The organism is Actinotignum vesiculae (assembly GCF_051267215.1).
In the GTDB taxonomy this organism is placed as follows: Bacteria; Actinomycetota; Actinomycetes; order Actinomycetales; family Actinomycetaceae; genus Actinotignum; species Actinotignum schaalii.
In genome coordinates this window covers 26,538-43,774 of the sequence record NZ_JBOZGG010000014.1, presented here as the reverse complement: position 1 = coordinate 43,774, position 17,237 = coordinate 26,538, and the positions used below count along the sequence as shown (strand labels likewise).

General features: G+C 62.9%; 9 protein-coding genes. 4 read left to right on the top strand and 5 right to left on the bottom strand.

The window, feature by feature from the left end:
- Nucleotides 1–79 precede the first annotated feature (79 nt).
- A complete protein-coding gene (locus ACRQHG_RS07805) occupies nucleotides 80–1,267 on the top strand; it encodes a glycerate kinase (protein ID WP_435713500.1) in 1,188 nt (395 codons plus the stop codon).
- 320 nt (nucleotides 1,268–1,587) lie between these two features.
- Complete coding sequence (locus ACRQHG_RS07800) at nucleotides 1,588–2,022, top strand: hypothetical protein (RefSeq protein WP_435713499.1); 435 nt, start codon at nucleotides 1,588–1,590, stop codon at nucleotides 2,020–2,022.
- 285 nt (nucleotides 2,023–2,307) lie between these two features.
- Here ACRQHG_RS07800 and ACRQHG_RS07795 read toward each other — a convergent pair whose 3' ends face one another.
- Nucleotides 2,308–5,277: a Cna B-type domain-containing protein gene (locus ACRQHG_RS07795; RefSeq protein WP_435719906.1), complete on the bottom strand. Its 2,970-nt coding sequence runs from the start codon at nucleotides 5,275–5,277 to the stop codon at nucleotides 2,308–2,310.
- 292 nt (nucleotides 5,278–5,569) lie between these two features.
- On the opposite strand from ACRQHG_RS07795, the gene ACRQHG_RS07790 reads away from it, so the two are divergent.
- Nucleotides 5,570–11,254: a DUF7507 domain-containing protein gene (locus ACRQHG_RS07790; protein WP_435719905.1), complete on the top strand. Its 5,685-nt coding sequence runs from the start codon at nucleotides 5,570–5,572 to the stop codon at nucleotides 11,252–11,254.
- A gap of 251 nt (nucleotides 11,255–11,505) precedes the next feature.
- Here the strand turns inward: ACRQHG_RS07790 and ACRQHG_RS07785 are convergent, their stop codons facing one another.
- The 4 genes from ACRQHG_RS07785 to ACRQHG_RS07770 form a co-directional block, all read right to left on the bottom strand.
- The gene (locus ACRQHG_RS07785) at nucleotides 11,506–12,156 is read right to left on the bottom strand and encodes a LutC/YkgG family protein (protein ID WP_435713496.1); all 651 of its coding nucleotides are present in this window, start codon (nucleotides 12,154–12,156) and stop codon (nucleotides 11,506–11,508) included.
- Nucleotides 12,153–13,871 carry a LutB/LldF family L-lactate oxidation iron-sulfur protein gene (locus tag ACRQHG_RS07780; RefSeq protein WP_435713495.1) on the bottom strand — a complete coding sequence of 573 codons (1,719 nt, stop codon included), beginning with the start codon at nucleotides 13,869–13,871 and terminating at the stop codon, nucleotides 12,153–12,155. Before ACRQHG_RS07780 ends, ACRQHG_RS07785 begins: the two co-directional genes overlap by 4 nt.
- On the bottom strand, nucleotides 13,868–14,722 hold the full coding sequence (locus tag ACRQHG_RS07775; protein WP_435713494.1) for a (Fe-S)-binding protein: 855 nt from the start codon (nucleotides 14,720–14,722) through the stop codon (nucleotides 13,868–13,870). Before ACRQHG_RS07775 ends, ACRQHG_RS07780 begins: the two co-directional genes overlap by 4 nt.
- A 93-nt stretch (nucleotides 14,723–14,815) precedes the next feature.
- A complete protein-coding gene (locus ACRQHG_RS07770) occupies nucleotides 14,816–16,429 on the bottom strand; it encodes an L-lactate permease (RefSeq protein WP_284895990.1) in 1,614 nt (537 codons plus the stop codon).
- Between the two features lie 541 nt (nucleotides 16,430–16,970).
- Here ACRQHG_RS07770 and nrdH point away from each other — a divergent pair.
- Nucleotides 16,971–17,234, top strand: coding sequence for a glutaredoxin-like protein NrdH (gene nrdH / locus ACRQHG_RS07765; RefSeq protein ID WP_026429161.1), 264 nt, complete (start codon nucleotides 16,971–16,973; stop codon nucleotides 17,232–17,234).
- Nucleotides 17,235–17,237: the final 3 nt, after the last annotated feature.

The following is a 17,237-nucleotide window of genomic DNA, read 5'->3' as shown; positions in this document are numbered from 1 at the left end:
TCTCCATTTCCTCGCGTTCGCGTGCCCCGCGTATTTTTCGATTAGTGTTTCTGTAGCTTTCGATAGCTTTAGCATTCGCGTGACTCAGCACGGCGAAACCGTAGATACCAGCGTGAAAGGCTCTGCCATGAAAATTGTGTGCTGCCCCGATAGCTTCAAAGAATCCATGACGGCGGCCCGGGCGGCCGCGGCCCTCGCGGCCGGGGCGCGGCGGGCTATTCCCGATGCGCAATGCGTGGAGGTTCCCATGGCGGACGGCGGCGAAGGTTTCGCCCGCGCCATTGCCGACGCGCTGGGCGCCCGCGTTATGACGCTTCCGGTGGCCGGGGTGCGCGGGGCTACCGTGACGGCTGAGCTGGCGCTCGCGGGGGAGCGCGCCATTTTTGAGAGCGCCGCCGCGGTGGGCCTGGACCAGTTGCGCCCCGAGGAGCGCGATATTCGTCGCTCGGATAGTACCGGGGTGGGGCAACTTATTGCGCGGGCGCTTGACGAGGGCGCCACCGAAATCCTGGTGGGCCTGGGTGGTTCCGCCACGAACGACGGCGGTGCCGGGATGCTCGCCGCACTCGGCGCACGTTTTTACGACGACGCCGCCACCGAGCTGGGCACCACCCCGGCGGAAATGGCGCGGCTGGCGCGGGTGGATTTACGTGGTTTGGATAGCCGCCTGGCTGGCGTGACCATCCGGGTGGCCTGCGATGTGGATAATCCGCTGCTTGGCGAGCGCGGGGCTTCCGCGATTTACGGGCCGCAGAAGGGCGCGTCGCCGGAGGACGTGGAATTCCTGGATGGGGTGCTGCGTAATTTTGCGACCGTTGCCGGGAAGATGGACGTGCAGGAGACGCCGGGCGCGGGGGCGGCCGGCGGGCTTGGTTTCGCGTTTTTGCTGCTGGGTGCCAGCCTGGAATCCGGGGTGGATCTGGTGATGGAAACCGTGGGGCTGGCCGAGGCGATGGCCGGCGCGGATCTGGTTCTTACCGGGGAGGGCGCCATGGATCGCCAAACCCTCATGGGCAAAACGCTTTCCGGGGTGGCGCGGCTCGCCGCGGCGGCTGGTGCGGGCGCGCATGCGGGTGTGCCGATTATTGCTTTCGCGGGGAAGCTCGGCGAAGGCGTCGAGGACCTGTACGAGCATGGTTTCGTTGGCCTGGTGCCGATTGTTGATCGGCCCTGCACGCTCGATGAGGCGCTCGCGGAGGGCGCGGCGAACCTGGGAAACGCCGCCGAGCGCGCCCTGCGCCTCTACGCCGCCGGCCAGCAGGCGTAATTTCTCGGCGGTAGCAGCTTATTAAACCATCCATGACCCCTAGGGTAAACAAGTGCTGCCGAGGGGTGATCACATAAATCGAACCTCAGGAGTCACACCAGCACCTGCGGGGGAACTATGTGTTTGCAGAGCTGTACTTCGTATGTACGACATCGGCAGTACATCTCGGAAAATACATACCGGGTCCGGCGGCCTACGCCCCGGCCCCCGCGGATACAAAAAGGAGCAAGATCCTCCTCATGGCATTTCCTCGTTCGGGCCGGTGGGGTAAAACTATACCAACGAGTTGAGTGTCATATGCGAGGGGTAAGGAGATCGTGATGAAGAAATGTAAAACGGGACGGAATGTTGCAGTTTTCGTGTTCCTCGCCGGTCTCCTTACCTCATGCTCCACCCAGGAAGGTCCATTTCGACTTTCGCCGGGAGAACCTATTCCGGGAAATTTTATATGCTCCATTGAATCTATGTACGACACCGTAGCTGTCTATCAGGATGGTAACGATGTTTACGTTGATGCGGCCAGCTGGCAGAAGGCTAAGCCCGATGAACCTCACCGCTACAAAGTAACGTCTCCCCGAGAGCTTACTGCTGATGATGTCAAAGTTACGTGGTACGGAGACGAGTTCGGTAGAGACGAAAAAGACCCCTTTAACGGCAATACTCTCTCAGCGCGTATTGTTATCACGGTTGACGGAACAGTTATATTTGATCACCTCGAATCTTTTGTTGAAAACAGACCTGTATATCCGTATTAGGTGTCGCAAGCGAAATTGTCTGTATAGAACGGATATTTTGAAGCACCATGGTGAAGGTCGTGAAGCACGATTACCTTGATGGTATTGATCCGGCTGGGCCTTGTTAGGGCCGGCTCGGTCGTGGCGCAACAAAGTGGTACTCCACGACAGGAAATCATCTAGTTAATGTAGTTCTGGTACCACTTTGTGTACGCAGGGCTTGGGGGCTATCTGGAAGAACGACGACGGCGGGGGTGGTACATCGCGCGCGATGTACCACCCCCGTGGCTTAGGCGTTGGGCTTACCTAGCGGTCGATGCGGATGCGGCGCCAGGCCAGAATTCCGAGGCCGGCGAGCAGCGCTGAGCCCGCGAGGGCTGCTCCGGTTCGGGCATCGCTGCCGGTGCGCACAATCCTCGGCGGATTTGCCGGCGGTGTGCTCGGCGGTGTGACCGGAGGAGTGCTGACCGGCGGAGTTACCGGAGGGGTACTCGGCGGAACCGTGGGCGGCGTCGGCGGCTCACTCGGAGTGGGCGGCACCGGCGGCGTTGTAGGGGGAGCCGGCGGCGTCGTTGGTGGCGTCGGCGGAGTGGTCGGAGGAGTCGGAGGTTCCGTTGTGGGCGGAGGCGGGGTCAGGGTATTGACCACCGTCACCGCGCGATGAATAACACCGTCCGCGCCGGGAGCTTCGGGAGTGCCAGGCCCGGCCGGAACCGGCACAATCTCGCCAGCTCCCTTCTCGCGCAGCCCGTACACGTAGGCCACGCCTTCCGCGTTGGCGCGGGGCAGCCCGGTGAGGGTGCGTGTCCAGTTATCGGCCTTCGTCACGGTGAAGGTCTGCATCACTTCGGGGTGGGTGAACTCCGCGCTGGTATCGCGCAGCAGCTCGAATTCCACCTGCTCGGGCTGTGCCGCGCCCGGCACCGGATCGCTCGAATCGCGGTAGGCCCACTGCTTCGTCACCGTAATATCCACCGGCACGGGCACCTCATTAGCCACCTTCCCGAGGAACCACACCTCGGGCGGGGCCATGCCTTCCGCCAGCTTCGGCCGCTCCGGCAACTCTTCCCCACGTTGCACCAGCAGCTGCGAAGGCTCCAGTACCTTGGTTTTCAGCACCTTGCCGGCCGTGTCCAGCTCCTGCACCGCGTAAACATAAAACTCCCCGGCATCGTTGCGGATCGGCAAATCGGTGAAGCTCTTCGTCCACTCCTCGCCAGCCGTTACGCTGAACTCGTGCACCACCTGCGGATTCAGGAGCTCAGCAGACGTATCGGAGACCAGGCGCATCGACACACTCGATGAGGCAATATCCGAAGGACGAGCCGGTACCGGACTGGGCGCGTTGCCCGCTGGCGTCGTCGTCGTTTCATAGAACCACTGCTTCGTGACCGTTGCCTGCGCGCGACCCCACGTGCCGAAAATAACCGAGCCATTCGTGCCGATACCCGCACCGCGCGGCGCGGCGTTGCCCGTAATGACCAGGCGAGCGGCACCGCGGGCCGCGTTTTTAGCGGGATCGGAAACCACGGCGGCGAAGCCCTCGTTTGAAATGCGGCGCCCCTTGACGAGCTGCGGGTAGGGCCGCTGGTCCGCGGGCAGCGTGAGACTCGCCGGATCGAAGCGGGCGCCTTCGTTGTCCTGGTAGTAATCCACCAGGCCGCCGCCGATGATGCTATCCGAAAGCCACACCGGAGCGGAGTTGACCGAACCGAGGTTATCGTGCGCGAGGTCGGCACCGTAGCGCTTGGCTGTATTGCCGAAAACAGCGGCGCCATTATCCACGTGGACTTCCACGTTGCCGGTGGGGCAGGTCCAGATCCCGCCGCCAATTCCCGAAGCGGCGTTTTCCGTCACCAGAGTATCGGCGAGGTGCAGCGTGTAATTGGCGGTAGCAACGTAAACGCCGCCGCCTTGCTGACCTGCCCTATTGCCGCTGATCGTGCCGCTATTGAGTAGCACCTTGTTGGAAACCACGTTCACGCCGCCGCCGGTGCGCCAGCTGGAATTATTCGAGATCGTGCCGCCGTTCATGGTGAAACCACCCGGAGAAAGCTCGGACCACTGTTCACGGGTGAAACCCCAGTTCATGCCGTCGCCGGGGATTTCTTGCCAGGTGCCATCAGCACCCCAGGTGTAGAGGTTGAACGTTCCCACGCCGCCACCGTTGGGGGCGTTATTGGAATCGATGGTGCCACCGTTCATAGTGATATCCGCGTTGCCGAAAGCAAGAATGCCACCGCCGGAGAACGAGGCACGATTACGCGAAATGGTGCCGCCATTGACCGTGATATAGCCGCGAGTGCGAGCGGAGTTTTCGGGGGTGGCATCCGATTTGGACCACAGCCACGTGAATGCGAGCATCCCGCCCGCGAAACCGGAATTTTCCGTGATGGTTCCGCCGTTAATGGTGACGTTCCCACCTTTGTAGAGGCCAATCCCGCCAACTTCACCGTAACCTTGATAATCGATAACGCGAGCTTTGCCCTTGCTGACCTCCCCGCCATTCATCACGAAGGTGGCGCCCTCGGTCACCGCGATATTCGCAGCACCGTACTGGACGGCGCCGGGATTACCCAGCTCACGATGATTATCGGTAACTTTCCCGCCATTGAGGGTGAAACTGGCGTCTTTCCCGCTGACGGTGATGGCGCCCTGGTAGGTCTGTTTCGCCCCGCGCACCCCGGAGAATTCCCCGCCGTTAATCGTGAGGCTGCCGCGCACATCCAGAAGGGTGCCGCCGCCCGGGACCCATTCGCCGCGGCTGAGCAGGTGGAAAGTGCCGCCGTCGTAATTATCGAAAGTGAGGGAGGAACCGGCCGGCACCTGCACCATCGTGCCGGTGAAGCCGTCCTCGCGGTTGAGGCCCGACGTGGTGGTGCCCCACGGGGCGCGGGCGCCATTGACGAGTTCGATATCCGCGCCGGCGGGAATCTTCAGGGTTTGCGTGAGCGTCGTGTCCGTGGCGCCCAAAATAATACGGGTGGGCGTGGTTCCGGCCTCGCTAATGCGCTGGGTGAGGAGGGCTTCGGGGCAGGTCAAGTCATTGGGATCTTGCGAACATTGCACGACGGCGCGCGGCGACGACGCCGCATCAGCCGCGGGGCTGGTATCGGCCGTGGTGCTGGCATCGGCCGTGGCGCTGGCATCGCCGGCATCAGCCGCGCGGGCCGGCCCCGGAGTGATCCATATCAGCGAGCCAAGAATAAGGAAGAGAACCGCCAGGAAACTCAGGAGCGCGCGGGAGCGCGGCTGGCGGGTGGAGGGCTGCGGCATGATCACTCCTTGGAATAGGCAGCTGCGATGCTGCGACGATACTTCAAGTTGAAAACCGGAACAATATTATTATTTATTTTAGTACTTTGAGCAGTTTCGCGCTCAGGACTTAGGTATGCGCAAAAAATATGCCCGATGCCACAAAGTAGACAATAAAAGTTTGCCAAAAATTCGGAAAACATCGATACGATTCATTACAGATTGTTATAGCAGGGGTCCTCATCATTGCTGTTATAGCAACAAGTCACATCATGATGGAATATGCCATCACATTTTCACGCAAGGAAGCTCGATGAATCGACATTTCACGATGCCACGGGCGTCACGGCGGTCGCTTATTGCGCTGCTGTGTACCGTCCTTCTTCTGAATTTGGGATGGGGAGCGCTCCCGCAAGCCTCCGCCGCTCCCGCAACAGGTGCTCTTACCAATGTATCCGTTGGCATCACCGGCGATGATACCTACGGCGATTACGATGCCGACCCGAAGAACGGGAAAGTTGGGTACGGATCGCGCGTCTCATTCCAGTGGGCTTTCGTAGCATCTGATGCTACCTCCGCCACCATCTCGCAGACTCTCCCGGAAGGCTGGAGCTGGGAAACCGGCCCCGGGCTTGACGCCGTGCTGGGCGGAACCGCGAACGGTGTGGAACGCTCCTACACCGTGAGCGCAGATGGCCGCACTCTCACCGCCACCGTGAGTAATGAGGGCGGTTCCGGCACCGCTGCTGTGGTCATCCAACCGATTATTGCGCGGCCGGGCACCGGAGTGGGCCCGGGCAGCACCTACAGTCCCGAACTGCTGGTGACCGACGCGCAGGGGGAGCGCACTGTTCCGGTATCTGGTGATCTCACCTCCGTTGAAGTTGTTGGGCAGCTCGACTTCGATCTTGGGCACGGCCGTGATCCAGTTGATGATACGGGTACCTACCGCGGGGAAGGCCCCTATAATTTCGGCTCCGGCACGGAAAAAGGCAATCTCTTCGGTTTCACGCCGAAGTACAGTTTCCCCTTCTCCGATAGGTGGACGTTTGAGAAACCCCTCACCACCGCGGTCACATTTACGATCATGGTGCAAGAACCCGGCGCTAATGCTCCGCGTCCCTTCATTCCGGAGCGATGGGCAGTTGCGCCGGTGCGGTCGGGGATAACTGCCGAAAAAGGGGACTCCTTCGGAAAATTCACTCTCACGGGAGCCCAAGCTCGGGATGGGAATTCCGCGGCTTATGTGCAATACCGAGTGTGGATTCCCGCTTCTGAGTTTGCGAAATTGGCTAATAAGACGGTGGTTACTTTCAGCAGTTCCGTCACTCCGGTAAACCCGCGGGGCAGCTCTGCGTCGTCGCCCTCACAACCTCTCCACGAAACAAACCCGCTCAATAATACTGAAACCCTCACATGGACAATCGACCGGCCTACGGAAGGGCGGCTCCTCACAGATACCAATCAGCGTTACGGCAGGCATCCAGAGGGAGCCGACCCGGACGCGATGCGGGCAAGGCCGAGCTTGGGGCACAACGGCGTTGTGCCGCCGAATACTCCGTATGCACTCATCGGCGTTGCTTACCAGTATCTGGATAACACCCGCCTGGGCGGTCAGTATGAAAGCGTGGGCTCGGTCGATAACCAGGTCACCCTCAACGCGGGCAATCCGGCCTACCAACGCATGGATCCGCGCACCGCGCGCCTGTTCGTAAAAACCAGCGATATCCCCGGGGACCCCTACCCCAAGGGCATGCCCGGCGAAACAGCGAACGGCTACTATGAGATTCCAAAATCGGATTATGACCTGTACGTGCGGGCTGGTGCACCAGGTAGTCCGGAGCTGCGGGAATTCCGCCCACTATCCGAGTATTCGGGCGATTTTAGCGACGTTTATGCGTTGCAAGCCCGCCCCAAAGTGAATAATGGCAATTTGCTGTCCATGCGCACAGGCCCATCCGCTGCGCGAGAGCGCTACCATATGTACTTCACAGTCCAAGCGGTGGCAAGCTCGGACGCGGTTTTTGTTGATGACGGTATTAGCTTCTCCGTGGATATGCGGTCGAAGTACCAGGGAAGAAATCAATATAAAGGCACCGGAGGGCGCATTTTCGTCGCGGTTGGAGAAGCTCGTTTTAGGTCATCTTTGTTCACCGATATTAATTCGGACGGATCTGCTGGCAACCGCGTCACGGTAGCGAAAACAAATAATAAGTATCGCTACACTGTCCGCCCGGAAACCTTCCTCGTCCCCAACTCTCCGCAAACGACAGCCGCACACGCTCAGGTGCTTATGTGCATTCCCGCGGAAGTAGTGGATGTGGATCTGTCTCCCGTGGATGCCGCCACGTGGAGGGGGAGCAAGGCTTCCGATGCGAATCTCTGCGCGGATGGGCGCACCCCGTACCTCTTCGATTACGTGGCCAATGGCGGCAAACTTCCGGTGGGCCAGCAGCTGCCCGAGATTCCCATCAATCTGCACATAGGGCCCTATTTACCCGAATCCGGCCAGCTCAATCTGGATTCCTATTTCCGCGGGGATGACCTTCGGAAGTGGTATTGGAGAGATGTGATCGATCAGGCCGGCTGGCAGGCCCAAACCTCCACCGATGTCACTATGGTCCTGGTTGCCGGAGCGAACTACCTCAAGACGCTCCGCACCCCCAGCATCCAGCGCAATGAGCCGGCATCCTACCTCCTGGAAATGTATAACACCACCATGGATTCCATGGGGCACGCGATTTTCGTGGACGAACTGCCCTACGCGGGCGACGGGCGCGGCACTACCGTGACCCCGATCCTTACCGGGGTGGAACGTCTCCAGGGAGAGGCCGCTAATGTGAGTGCCGAATATACGACGGCGCCGCACGGCACCATCGGGGCCGCCCCGGCGGAGGGCGTCACCTGGCAGGAACTGACGGCTTCCACGGACCTTAGCCAGGTCACGGCACTGCGTTTCATCATCAACGATTTCGCTACCGGCCCGGCCGGCGGCGCGCGCTACGCCCTTACTCTGGAAGCTCCGCAGGCGCCGGCCGGCGCGGTCATCGCCAACACCATGACCGGCCTGCTGCGCACCACCTCGCATTCCCCGCTCCCGCTCACCGCCGCCGAACCGCAAAGCGCTACCGTGGTCGCCGCAACCGTGAGCGGGCGGATTGCCGTGGATATTAACGACGACGGCGCAAGCGCGGATGACACCGCGCTGGCCGGTGCCACCGTGCGCCTCCTGGATGCCAGCACAGGCGACCCGATCCTCAGCCCCAGCGGCGCTCCGGTAGAAACAACCTCGGCAGCCGACGGCACCTATTCCTTCGATAATGTACTGGCCGGAACCTACCGCATCTCGGTCACCCCGCCGGCCCCGGGAGGCAGTGCGAGCTACGTGCCGAGCTACTCCCCGGCCGGTAAAGACGGAGCCACCAGTGCCGTGGTGACGGTGGCGCGGGCAGCCAAGTTGGACGGCCAAGACTTTGGTTTCTTCCACGCCCAGCCCGCCCTTGCTCTCACCAAGACAGCTGCGCTTGCCGACGGTGATGCAGGCGCGAATGCGGCGGCCGGAGATACCGTGACCTATACCTTCACCATCACGAATAACGGGAACGTTCCCATTACGGAGATTGCCCTGAGTGACCCGAAGGTAAGCGGCCTTGCCATGACCTGGCCTGATGCTGCCCAACCGGGCACGTTGGCGCCGGGCGCCGTCGCCACTGGAATCGCGCACGCCACTCTCACCCAAGCCGATATCGACGCGGGCCGCGTGGACAATACCGCGACAGTCACCGGAACCTCGCCGCAGAATACCCCGGTGCAGGCCACGGCTACGGTGACCACTCCGTTGCCCGCAGCCGGCGCCCTCGCGGTGACCAAGACGGCTACGCCGCCGGCAACTATCTCGGCGGGTGAGCAGGTGCAGTACAGCATTACAGTGAGCAATACCGGCAATGTCACCCTGAGTGACGTGACGGTGACGGACCCGTTGCTCGGCGGCACCGTGGGGGCGGTTTCCACGCTCGCACCAGGAGCACGCCAGCAGGTGAGCGGCAGCTACACCCTTACCCAGGCGGATATTGACCGCGGCGGCGTGGATAATATCGCCACGGCTACTGGCATCGACCCGAGCGGAACAGCGGTGAGCGCCCAGGGAACCGCCACCGTCCAGCTCCCCGAAGCCCCGGCGCTCGCGGTCACCAAAACCGCTACGCCGCCGGCAACTATCGCGGCCGGTGAGCAGGTGCAGTACAGCATTGCAGTGCGCAATACCGGCAATGTCACCCTGCATGGCATTGCTGTGAGTGATCCGCTGCTCGGCGGGAAACTCGCCACCATCACCACCCTGGCCCCGGGAACTATCGGCACGGTGAGCGGCAGCTACACCCTCACCCAGGCGGATATTGATCGCGGCAGACTGGAAAACACTGCCACCGCCGCGGGCACGTCCCCGCACGGTACCGCGGTGGAGGGTAGCGCCACGATTACGACCCCGCTGCCCGGAACCGGGGTGTTGCGCCTGGTGAAAACGGCGACGACGCCCGCCCAGCTGCGTGCCGGCGAACCCGTGGAGTACTCCATTGAGGCGAGTAATAGCGGCAACGTGACCCTCAGCGGCGTCGTCATATCTGATCCGTTGCTGGGCGGGGAACTGAGTACTATCACAACGCTGGCACCCGGTGCCTCTCAGGGTGTGACCGGAAGCTATACGCTGACGCAAGCGGATGTGGACCGCGGCGGCCTGGAAAACACCGCCACGGCTACCGGTACGGATCCGCACGGAACAGCGGTCACCGCCAGCGATAGCGCTACCGTGAGCATCCCGGACGGCGCCCAGATCCAGGTGATCAAGCAGGGGAGCGTACCGGAGCGCGCGGGTGAGATGCTGCACGCCGGTGACGAAGTCACGTGGACCTTTACCATTACTAATCGCGGTACCACCACGCTGAGCGACGTGGCGCTACGCGATGAGCTGCCGGGCCTGAGCGCGGTGAGCTTCGGTGCGTGGCCCGGTGCGGCCGAGGTCCTCGCCCCGGGGCAGTCGGTGACCGCCAGTGCGACCTCGCCGGTCACTCAGGAACTGCTAGATGCCGGCGCGGTGGAGAATACCGCGGAGGTGAGCGCGATATCGCCGCGTGGGTTGGAGGTGCGCGATAGTGCCACAGAAACCGTGGTGCTCCCGCAGAGTCCCTCATTCGCTCTGGTGAAAACGGGCAGCGTGGAGAAGGAAAACCCGCGCGCAGGTGATATTGTCACCTGGTCTTTCGCGCTGGAGAACACCGGAAATACCACCCTGCGCAACGTTGTTATTCAGGACGACTTCCCGGGACTGTCCGAGATTGAGTACAGCTGGCCGGGTGAGGCTGGGGTGCTCGCTCCGGGTGAGAAGGCCAGTGCGAGTGCAACCTCGGTGCTCACCCAGGAGCAGGTGGATGCGGGTACCGTTCGCAACGATGCCAGCGCCACCGGGGTGACTCCGGGCGGGGATACCATCACGAATAAGCCGGGCGACCCGGAAATTCCAGGCAGTGGCGGCCACGGTGACATTACCATCACCGGACACCCGGGGATGACGATGGAGAAAACCGCGAAGGTGGATGGGGATGTCATCATCTACCGTTTCGAGGTGGTCAATACTGGAACGACGACGCTCACCGGCATCACCATCGACGATCCGATGGCCGGGCTGGGCCCCATCGAGTACAGCTGGCCGAGCGTGGACGGGGTATTGGCTCCGGGAGAAGCGCTCGTAGCACACGCCCGGGCGAAGATCACCGCACCGATGCAGGGGACGACGGTGACCAATACCGCAACCGTCACCGCAGTGACTCCGGGTGGGGAGAAACTCACGGGTGTCACGGCGAGCGTGGACATCAAGGTTCCGCCCGCCCCAGCATCTACGAAGCGGCTGATCCATACAGGTGCTGAGCTCACGGCGCCCATCGTTCTCGCGATTCTCCTCCTGGCGGGAGGTAGCGCATTGCGGCGGCGAGAGAACGCCAGCTAAGCGCACCATTAGCGTGGCGGAACGCCGCTGAGTCGCATACAGCACGCAGGGCCCGGCCGGGATCGTGATCCCGGCCGGGCCTTGGTGTGCGGGTGGCCGCGTCGTGCTGATGGGCGTCCGCACTGCCGGCATGGCACTGATGGCGGAGCGCTGGGTAGCGCTGGCGGCGTAGCGCAAACGGCTCGCGAGGTGGCGGCGCGGTGCACCGCTCGCCGCCACCCGGCCGCCGTGTTGGCTGCAGTGCCGCCTGCTTAGCCGGCGACCAGCACGTGCAGCTGGCGCGGGCCGTGCACGCCCTCCACGCGGCTCAGCTCGATATCCGACGTGGCGGACGGCCCGGCCACGAAAGTAATCGGCTGGCCATCGCGCACCGAATCCTGGAGCCGAGTCATCGCCTCGGGAGTATTGGAAACAACCTGGTCGGCACGCAGCACGCACACATGCGCATCGGGTACCAGAGTGAGCGCACGCCGACCCTGGTCAGCGCGATGGTCCATGGCGAACGTACCGGTATTGGCCACCCCGACAGCGGCCGCCGTCACCACCGCGTCAATCTCGTTGAGTTGGCGGGCGCTCAGGTTATCGTCGTCGTATATATGGAAACCATCCGCCGCAATAGCCGCGCGCCACGCGGAATCCAGCCCCGCGGGAAGCACCACGGAACGCGCGCCAATCGCGTGTAGGTGTGCGACGATAGCCGCCGGGACCGCTTCCGGTTCCACCCGCTCCACCTCGGCCTTGTAATCGGCCACGAGCTCGAGGAAATAATCCACGATGTCGCCCTCGATGGCGGTGGGCTGGTTGTATTCCCAGCTGATCGCGGATTCTTCCGGATCCTGGCTGGGCACATCGCCGAGCGCGGAGCGAATCCGCGCGAAAATCTCATCACGTGCCGAGGTCATGACAGCTCCTCAGTGGTCGGGCGGCCGAAAATATCAGGTGCGCAGGTCGGGTTCGGCGGCAGCTGCGGAGCATTCGCCGACGCGCTTTGCCCCGCCGCGGGCGGCAGCTGCGGTAACTGCTGAGGGGCAGTTGGCGAATTGGCTGCGCCGTCGATCAGACTCGGATCGCAACCGAGCTGACCCTGCAACTCCTTCTGCATGCGCTTGAGCTGCCGCGCTTCGCGTTTCTTGCGCCGCGCGAACGTGGCGCGGGCGCTGCGCTTGGGCAGCATCGGGACGTCGCGGGCCCGCGTCCAGCGATGCACGCCGGGAATATGCCAATTCCCGATGTGATGCATGAACAGGCCCATGATCTTCCCGCCCACGCTGGCCATGCGCGCCGCGGCGCCCAGGCGCCAGCCCTTGCCCATAACCCAACCGCCGCCGGCCATGAGAATCGGCTCCACGTGCGGGCGCAGCCCGGCCTCCGCGCGTTTCTTATCCACCGCTTTGCGGCGCAGGTGCACGAGGATATTCGAGATCGGAATTTTCACCGGGCACACTTCATTACACGCCCCGCACAGGGTGGAAGCGAAGGGCAGGGAGCGATCCACCACCGATTCCAGGCCGCGAATCTGTGGGTTGAGAATCGCGCCGATGGGTCCGGGGTAGACCGAGCCGTAGGCGTGCCCGCCCACCTTCTCATACACGGGGCAAATATTCAGGCAGGCCGAGCAGCGAATGCAGCGCAGCGCCGCGCGCCCGATCGGGTCGGAGAGCACCTTGGTGCGCCCGTTATCCAGCAAAATAATATGAACATCGCGCGGGCCGTCACCTTTGCGGGCGCCCGTCCAAATGGTTCCGTAGGGGGCCATGCGCTCGCCGGTGGACGAACGCGGCAGCAGCTGCAAGAACACCTCGAGATCCTGGAAGGTGGGAAGAATCTTCTCAATACCCACCACGGAGATGAGGGTTTCCGGCAAGGTGAGGTTCATGCGGCCATTGCCTTCGGATTCCACCACCACCAGGGAACCGGTTTCCGCAATCGCGAAATTCGCGCCGGAAATCCCGACTTTGGTGCGCATGAACTTTTCGCGCAGGTGCACGCGGGCCGCGGCGGCCAGCTCGGCCGGCTCGTCGGTCACATCGGGCGGGCAGGGGGTGCCGTACTGGCCCATCTCCCGCAGGAAAATCTCGCGCACTTCGCTGCGATTGCGGTGAATCGCGGGAACCAGAATATGGCTGGGGCGGTCGTGCCCGAGCTGCACAATAAGCTCGGCCAAATCCGTTTCCCAGGCCGCGATCCGCGCCTCTTCCAGGTGTTCGTTCAGGTCAATTTCCTGGCTGACCATGGACTTGACCTTGGTGACTTCACTTTCCCCGGTGGCGCGCACCAGGTCGATCACGATCCGGTTGGCTTCCTCCGCATCGCGCGCCCAGTGCACATGCGCCCCGGCGGCGGTGGCGTTCTTTTCAAACTCTGCCAGATAATGATCGAGGTGGCGGCCCACCCGGTTCTTAATATCGGCACCGGCCTGGCGAATATCCTGCCAATTATCCAGCTCGCTCACCACCGCCTGGCGCTTCGCGCGAATCGTGTGGGTGGCGTGATGGAGATTCTTCGCCTGCGTTTCGTTGCCCAGCTCGCGCACCGCGGCCTTGGGGAAGGCCGGGGAATCAAGCAGATCCCCTTCGGGCGGAGCCGGGGTAAGGCGTTCCAATTTCAAAGTTTTCATGCGATCCTCCCGGCGGGGGTGGTAGCGGTTCCGGTTGCGGTCACGGCACCGGCGGCACCCGCTACGGACGCGCCCACGGCACCGGCGCCAACCGGCGCGGTTTGCACCAGCACATTGACCATGTGAATAGGGCGGACGGGTTTCTTCTCGCGGTGCAGAATCCCGCCGAAGTTCATGAGGCAGGCATTATCGAGGCTGGCCACGTATTCCGCGCCGGTTTCGATCACGTGGCGGGCCTTATCCCGCCCCAGCGCGATGGACACATCCGAATTCTTCACGGAGAACGTACCCCCGAAACCGCAGCACTGGCGCATATCTTCGAGCGGAATATATTCCAGCCCGCGCACGGCTTGCAGCAGCCGAATGGGCCGGTCGCCCACCTCGGCCACCCGCAGCGAATGGCACGAGGCGTGATAGGTGACCGTATGCGGGAAGTACGCGCCCACATCCACGGTCCCCAGCACGTCCACAATGAACTCGCTGATGTCGTAGACCCGCTTCTGCACTTCGTGGACGCGCCGCGCCAGCTCATCCTCGCCGGCATCGAGAGCCAGCATCTCATGCTGTTCGCGCACCGAACCCACGCAGGATCCGGAGGGCCCCACAATGTAGTCGTAGTCTTCAAAAGCTTCGAGGAAGGCCCGCACGCTCGGCAGCGCCCGGTCGAAATACCCGGTATTCGTGAACATCTGCCCGCAGCACGTCTGGGCGCGCGGGAACTCCACGTCACACCCGAGCCGCTCGAGCAGCACCGCGGTGTTATTCACGGTATTCGGGAACATCACCTCGTTAATACAGGTGGCGAAAACCGCAACTTTCTTGCGCGGTTCCGGCCCGGGAATGAGGGTCATATCAACTCTTTTCTTTCGTTGTTATTACGACGACGCCGCCGCTGCGCGGCGCTGTGCCCGGCCAGCCGCGGACCTCTGGCAGGGCGGAAGTATTTAGGCGAGGAACCCAACCAGCAGGCACAGCAGGATGAGCAGGCCGCAGGCCCAGGGCAGGGACTTGCGCAACAGCACGGATTCTTCGCCGACCATATCCACCCCGCCGGTGGCAATCGCCAGAGTTTGGGGGCTGATCATCTTGCCCACGGCCCCACCCACGGTATTGCAGGCCACCAGCAGCCCCGGATCCGCCCCGATCTGGGTGGCGGCGGTGTGCTGCAGATTGGCAAAGAGCGCCGTCGTTGAGGTTCCCGAACCGGTCACCGCGGTGCCGATCCACCCCAGAATCGGGGCGAGGAAGGGGAAGACGGAACCGGCCCCGGCAATCCAGGTGCCGATGGTGAGGGTCTGCCCGGAAAGGTTCATAACGTAGGCGAGGGCGAGCACCGAGCCGATGGTGAGGAAGGTCCAGCGCAGCTTGTAGACCTGGGCGAACATGAGGCGCGCCACCGCGCCCGGGCGCATCCGGTAGCAGGCGGCCAGCACCAGCGCGGTCAGGAGCAGCAGGGTGCCCGGGGAGCTCAGCCAGGCGAAGGTGTAGGTGGTGGAGGCGGCGGGCGTGCCATCGGCGGCGCGCACCAGATTCTCACCCCCGGCCCACAGGGCCGGCCAGTGGATGGTCACGTTTGTGGCCGCGAGGGCACTGCGGATTGCCGGCACCATCTGGGTGGTCACGAAAACGGCCACGATAAGCACGTAGGGGAAGATGGCCCAGGCCAGGGCCGCGGGGCGGATCCGTTCGGTGGCCGGTTGGGGTGCGGCGCCGGTGAGGCGTTCGGCCGCGGCGCGGCTGCCGCGCGGTTGCCAGATGCGCAGCAGCGCGATGCCGACCGCCAGGCTCACCAGGGCGGGAACCATATTGACCAGGCCGGGTGCCAGGGTGCGGGCGGCGAGCCAGGTGCTCAGCGCGTAGGAGGCGCCCACCGCCAGGGCCAAGGGCCACACCTGAGCTAGGCCGCGCCAGCCGTCCATAATGAGGAGCAGCGCGAAGGGGATGAGCCAGACGAGCACGCTGGTTTGTTCGCTGATCTGGGCGGAAAGGGTGGCGGCATCGATGCCGGTGAGGTTCGCGCCGGTGAGCACGGGCGTGGCCATTGCCCCGTAGGGCACCGCGAAGGTATTACCCACCAGCACGGTGAGCGCCGCCTTCCAGGGCGCGAAGCCGAGGGCGAGGAGCATAACGCCGCAGATCGCCACCGGCGCCCCGAAACCGGCCAGCGCTTCGAGGAGGGCGCAGAAACTGAAGGCGATGAAAATGCCCAGGGCTCGCGGATCGGGGGAAAGCCGCGCGAAGGCCTGCATGAGGGTGTCATGGTGCCCGGAGGCCACCGTGAGCTCGAAGAGGATAATCGCGGTGAGAACGATCCAGGTAATGGGGAAGATGCCGAAAACGGCGCCTTCCAGGCCGGCGGAGAGCGCCATTCCGGCGGGCATACGGAAAGCGAAAATCGCTACCGCAAGCGCAACGACGACGCCGCATACCCCCGCCCAGTGCGCTTTCATATGCACGACGCCCAGCAGGAAGAACACCGTGAGGAGCGGCAGGAGGGCCACGAGGGCGGAGAGGGTGAGACTCCCCAGTGGCGCGGCGGTTTGTGTAAAGGCTTCCACGATGTTCTCCTTTTCATCGCACGAGGTTGGCTCGGATACGGGTCGGTGAGCAGCGTTGGTCACGGCGGTCGAATCCGAATCCGCTTAAGTCTGATTAGAATCGTACGGACGTAGGTCACAAGATAAAAATTGAGAGCACCAAAATTCGCGTGAGGTTGATTACAAAAAGGTGGGTAAGGGACTCCTTACTCTGGCGGAAATTTAGTAAATGTGCTAAATGATCCGGCGCGTTGTGCGGGTGCCTAGATATGTAGCTGGCGCCCCGCGCACTCCGTGCGCCCGGTGTGGCCCTCGGGTGTCTTCCAGCCCCGCTCGCGGACTACCCCGCATGACACGCCGGGCGGTGTGGTTACCGGCTTCACAAAGCGCGGGCCCAAAGTCCTAAAACCGCGTAAATAGGCGCAAAGTGGGAGTGGCGGCGTCGTCGTAAAAACCACAAGTTCTAGTGGTCTTTTGTTCTAGGTGCCACTAGGTGTAGTGTTTAGCCTTGTAGTCGTTCCACCACGCACACAGCGTGACAATCCGAATCCGAGGAGACCCCATGAGCATTACCGTCTACACCAAGCCCGCGTGCGTGCAGTGCAATGCCACCAAGCGCGCGCTCGATAAGGCGGGGCTGGAGTACGAGCTCGTGGATCTCACTCAGGATGCGGAGGCTCTTGCCGCGGTGAAGGCCCTCGGGTACCAGTCGGCGCCCGTGGTTTTCGCGAACGGTCATCACTGGTCCGGCTACCGCCCCGATGAAATCAAGGCGCTCAAGGCCGGCGCGCAGGCCACCGCGGAACCCACCCTGGTGACTGCCTAAGCT

Coding starts and splice junctions, on each gene's coding strand:
- ACRQHG_RS07795 (WP_435719906.1), bottom strand. CDS start 5,277: ATGCCGCAGCCCTCCACCCGCCAGCCGCGCTCCCGCGCGCTCCTGAGT.
- ACRQHG_RS07775 (WP_435713494.1), bottom strand. CDS start 14,722: ATGACCCTCATTCCCGGGCCGGAACCGCGCAAGAAAGTTGCGGTTTTC.
- ACRQHG_RS07790 (WP_435719905.1), top strand. CDS start 5,570: ATGAATCGACATTTCACGATGCCACGGGCGTCACGGCGGTCGCTTATT.
- ACRQHG_RS07800 (WP_435713499.1), top strand. CDS start 1,588: ATGAAGAAATGTAAAACGGGACGGAATGTTGCAGTTTTCGTGTTCCTC.
- ACRQHG_RS07780 (WP_435713495.1), bottom strand. CDS start 13,871: ATGAAAACTTTGAAATTGGAACGCCTTACCCCGGCTCCGCCCGAAGGG.
- ACRQHG_RS07785 (WP_435713496.1), bottom strand. CDS start 12,156: ATGACCTCGGCACGTGATGAGATTTTCGCGCGGATTCGCTCCGCGCTC.
- nrdH (WP_026429161.1), top strand. CDS start 16,971: ATGAGCATTACCGTCTACACCAAGCCCGCGTGCGTGCAGTGCAATGCC.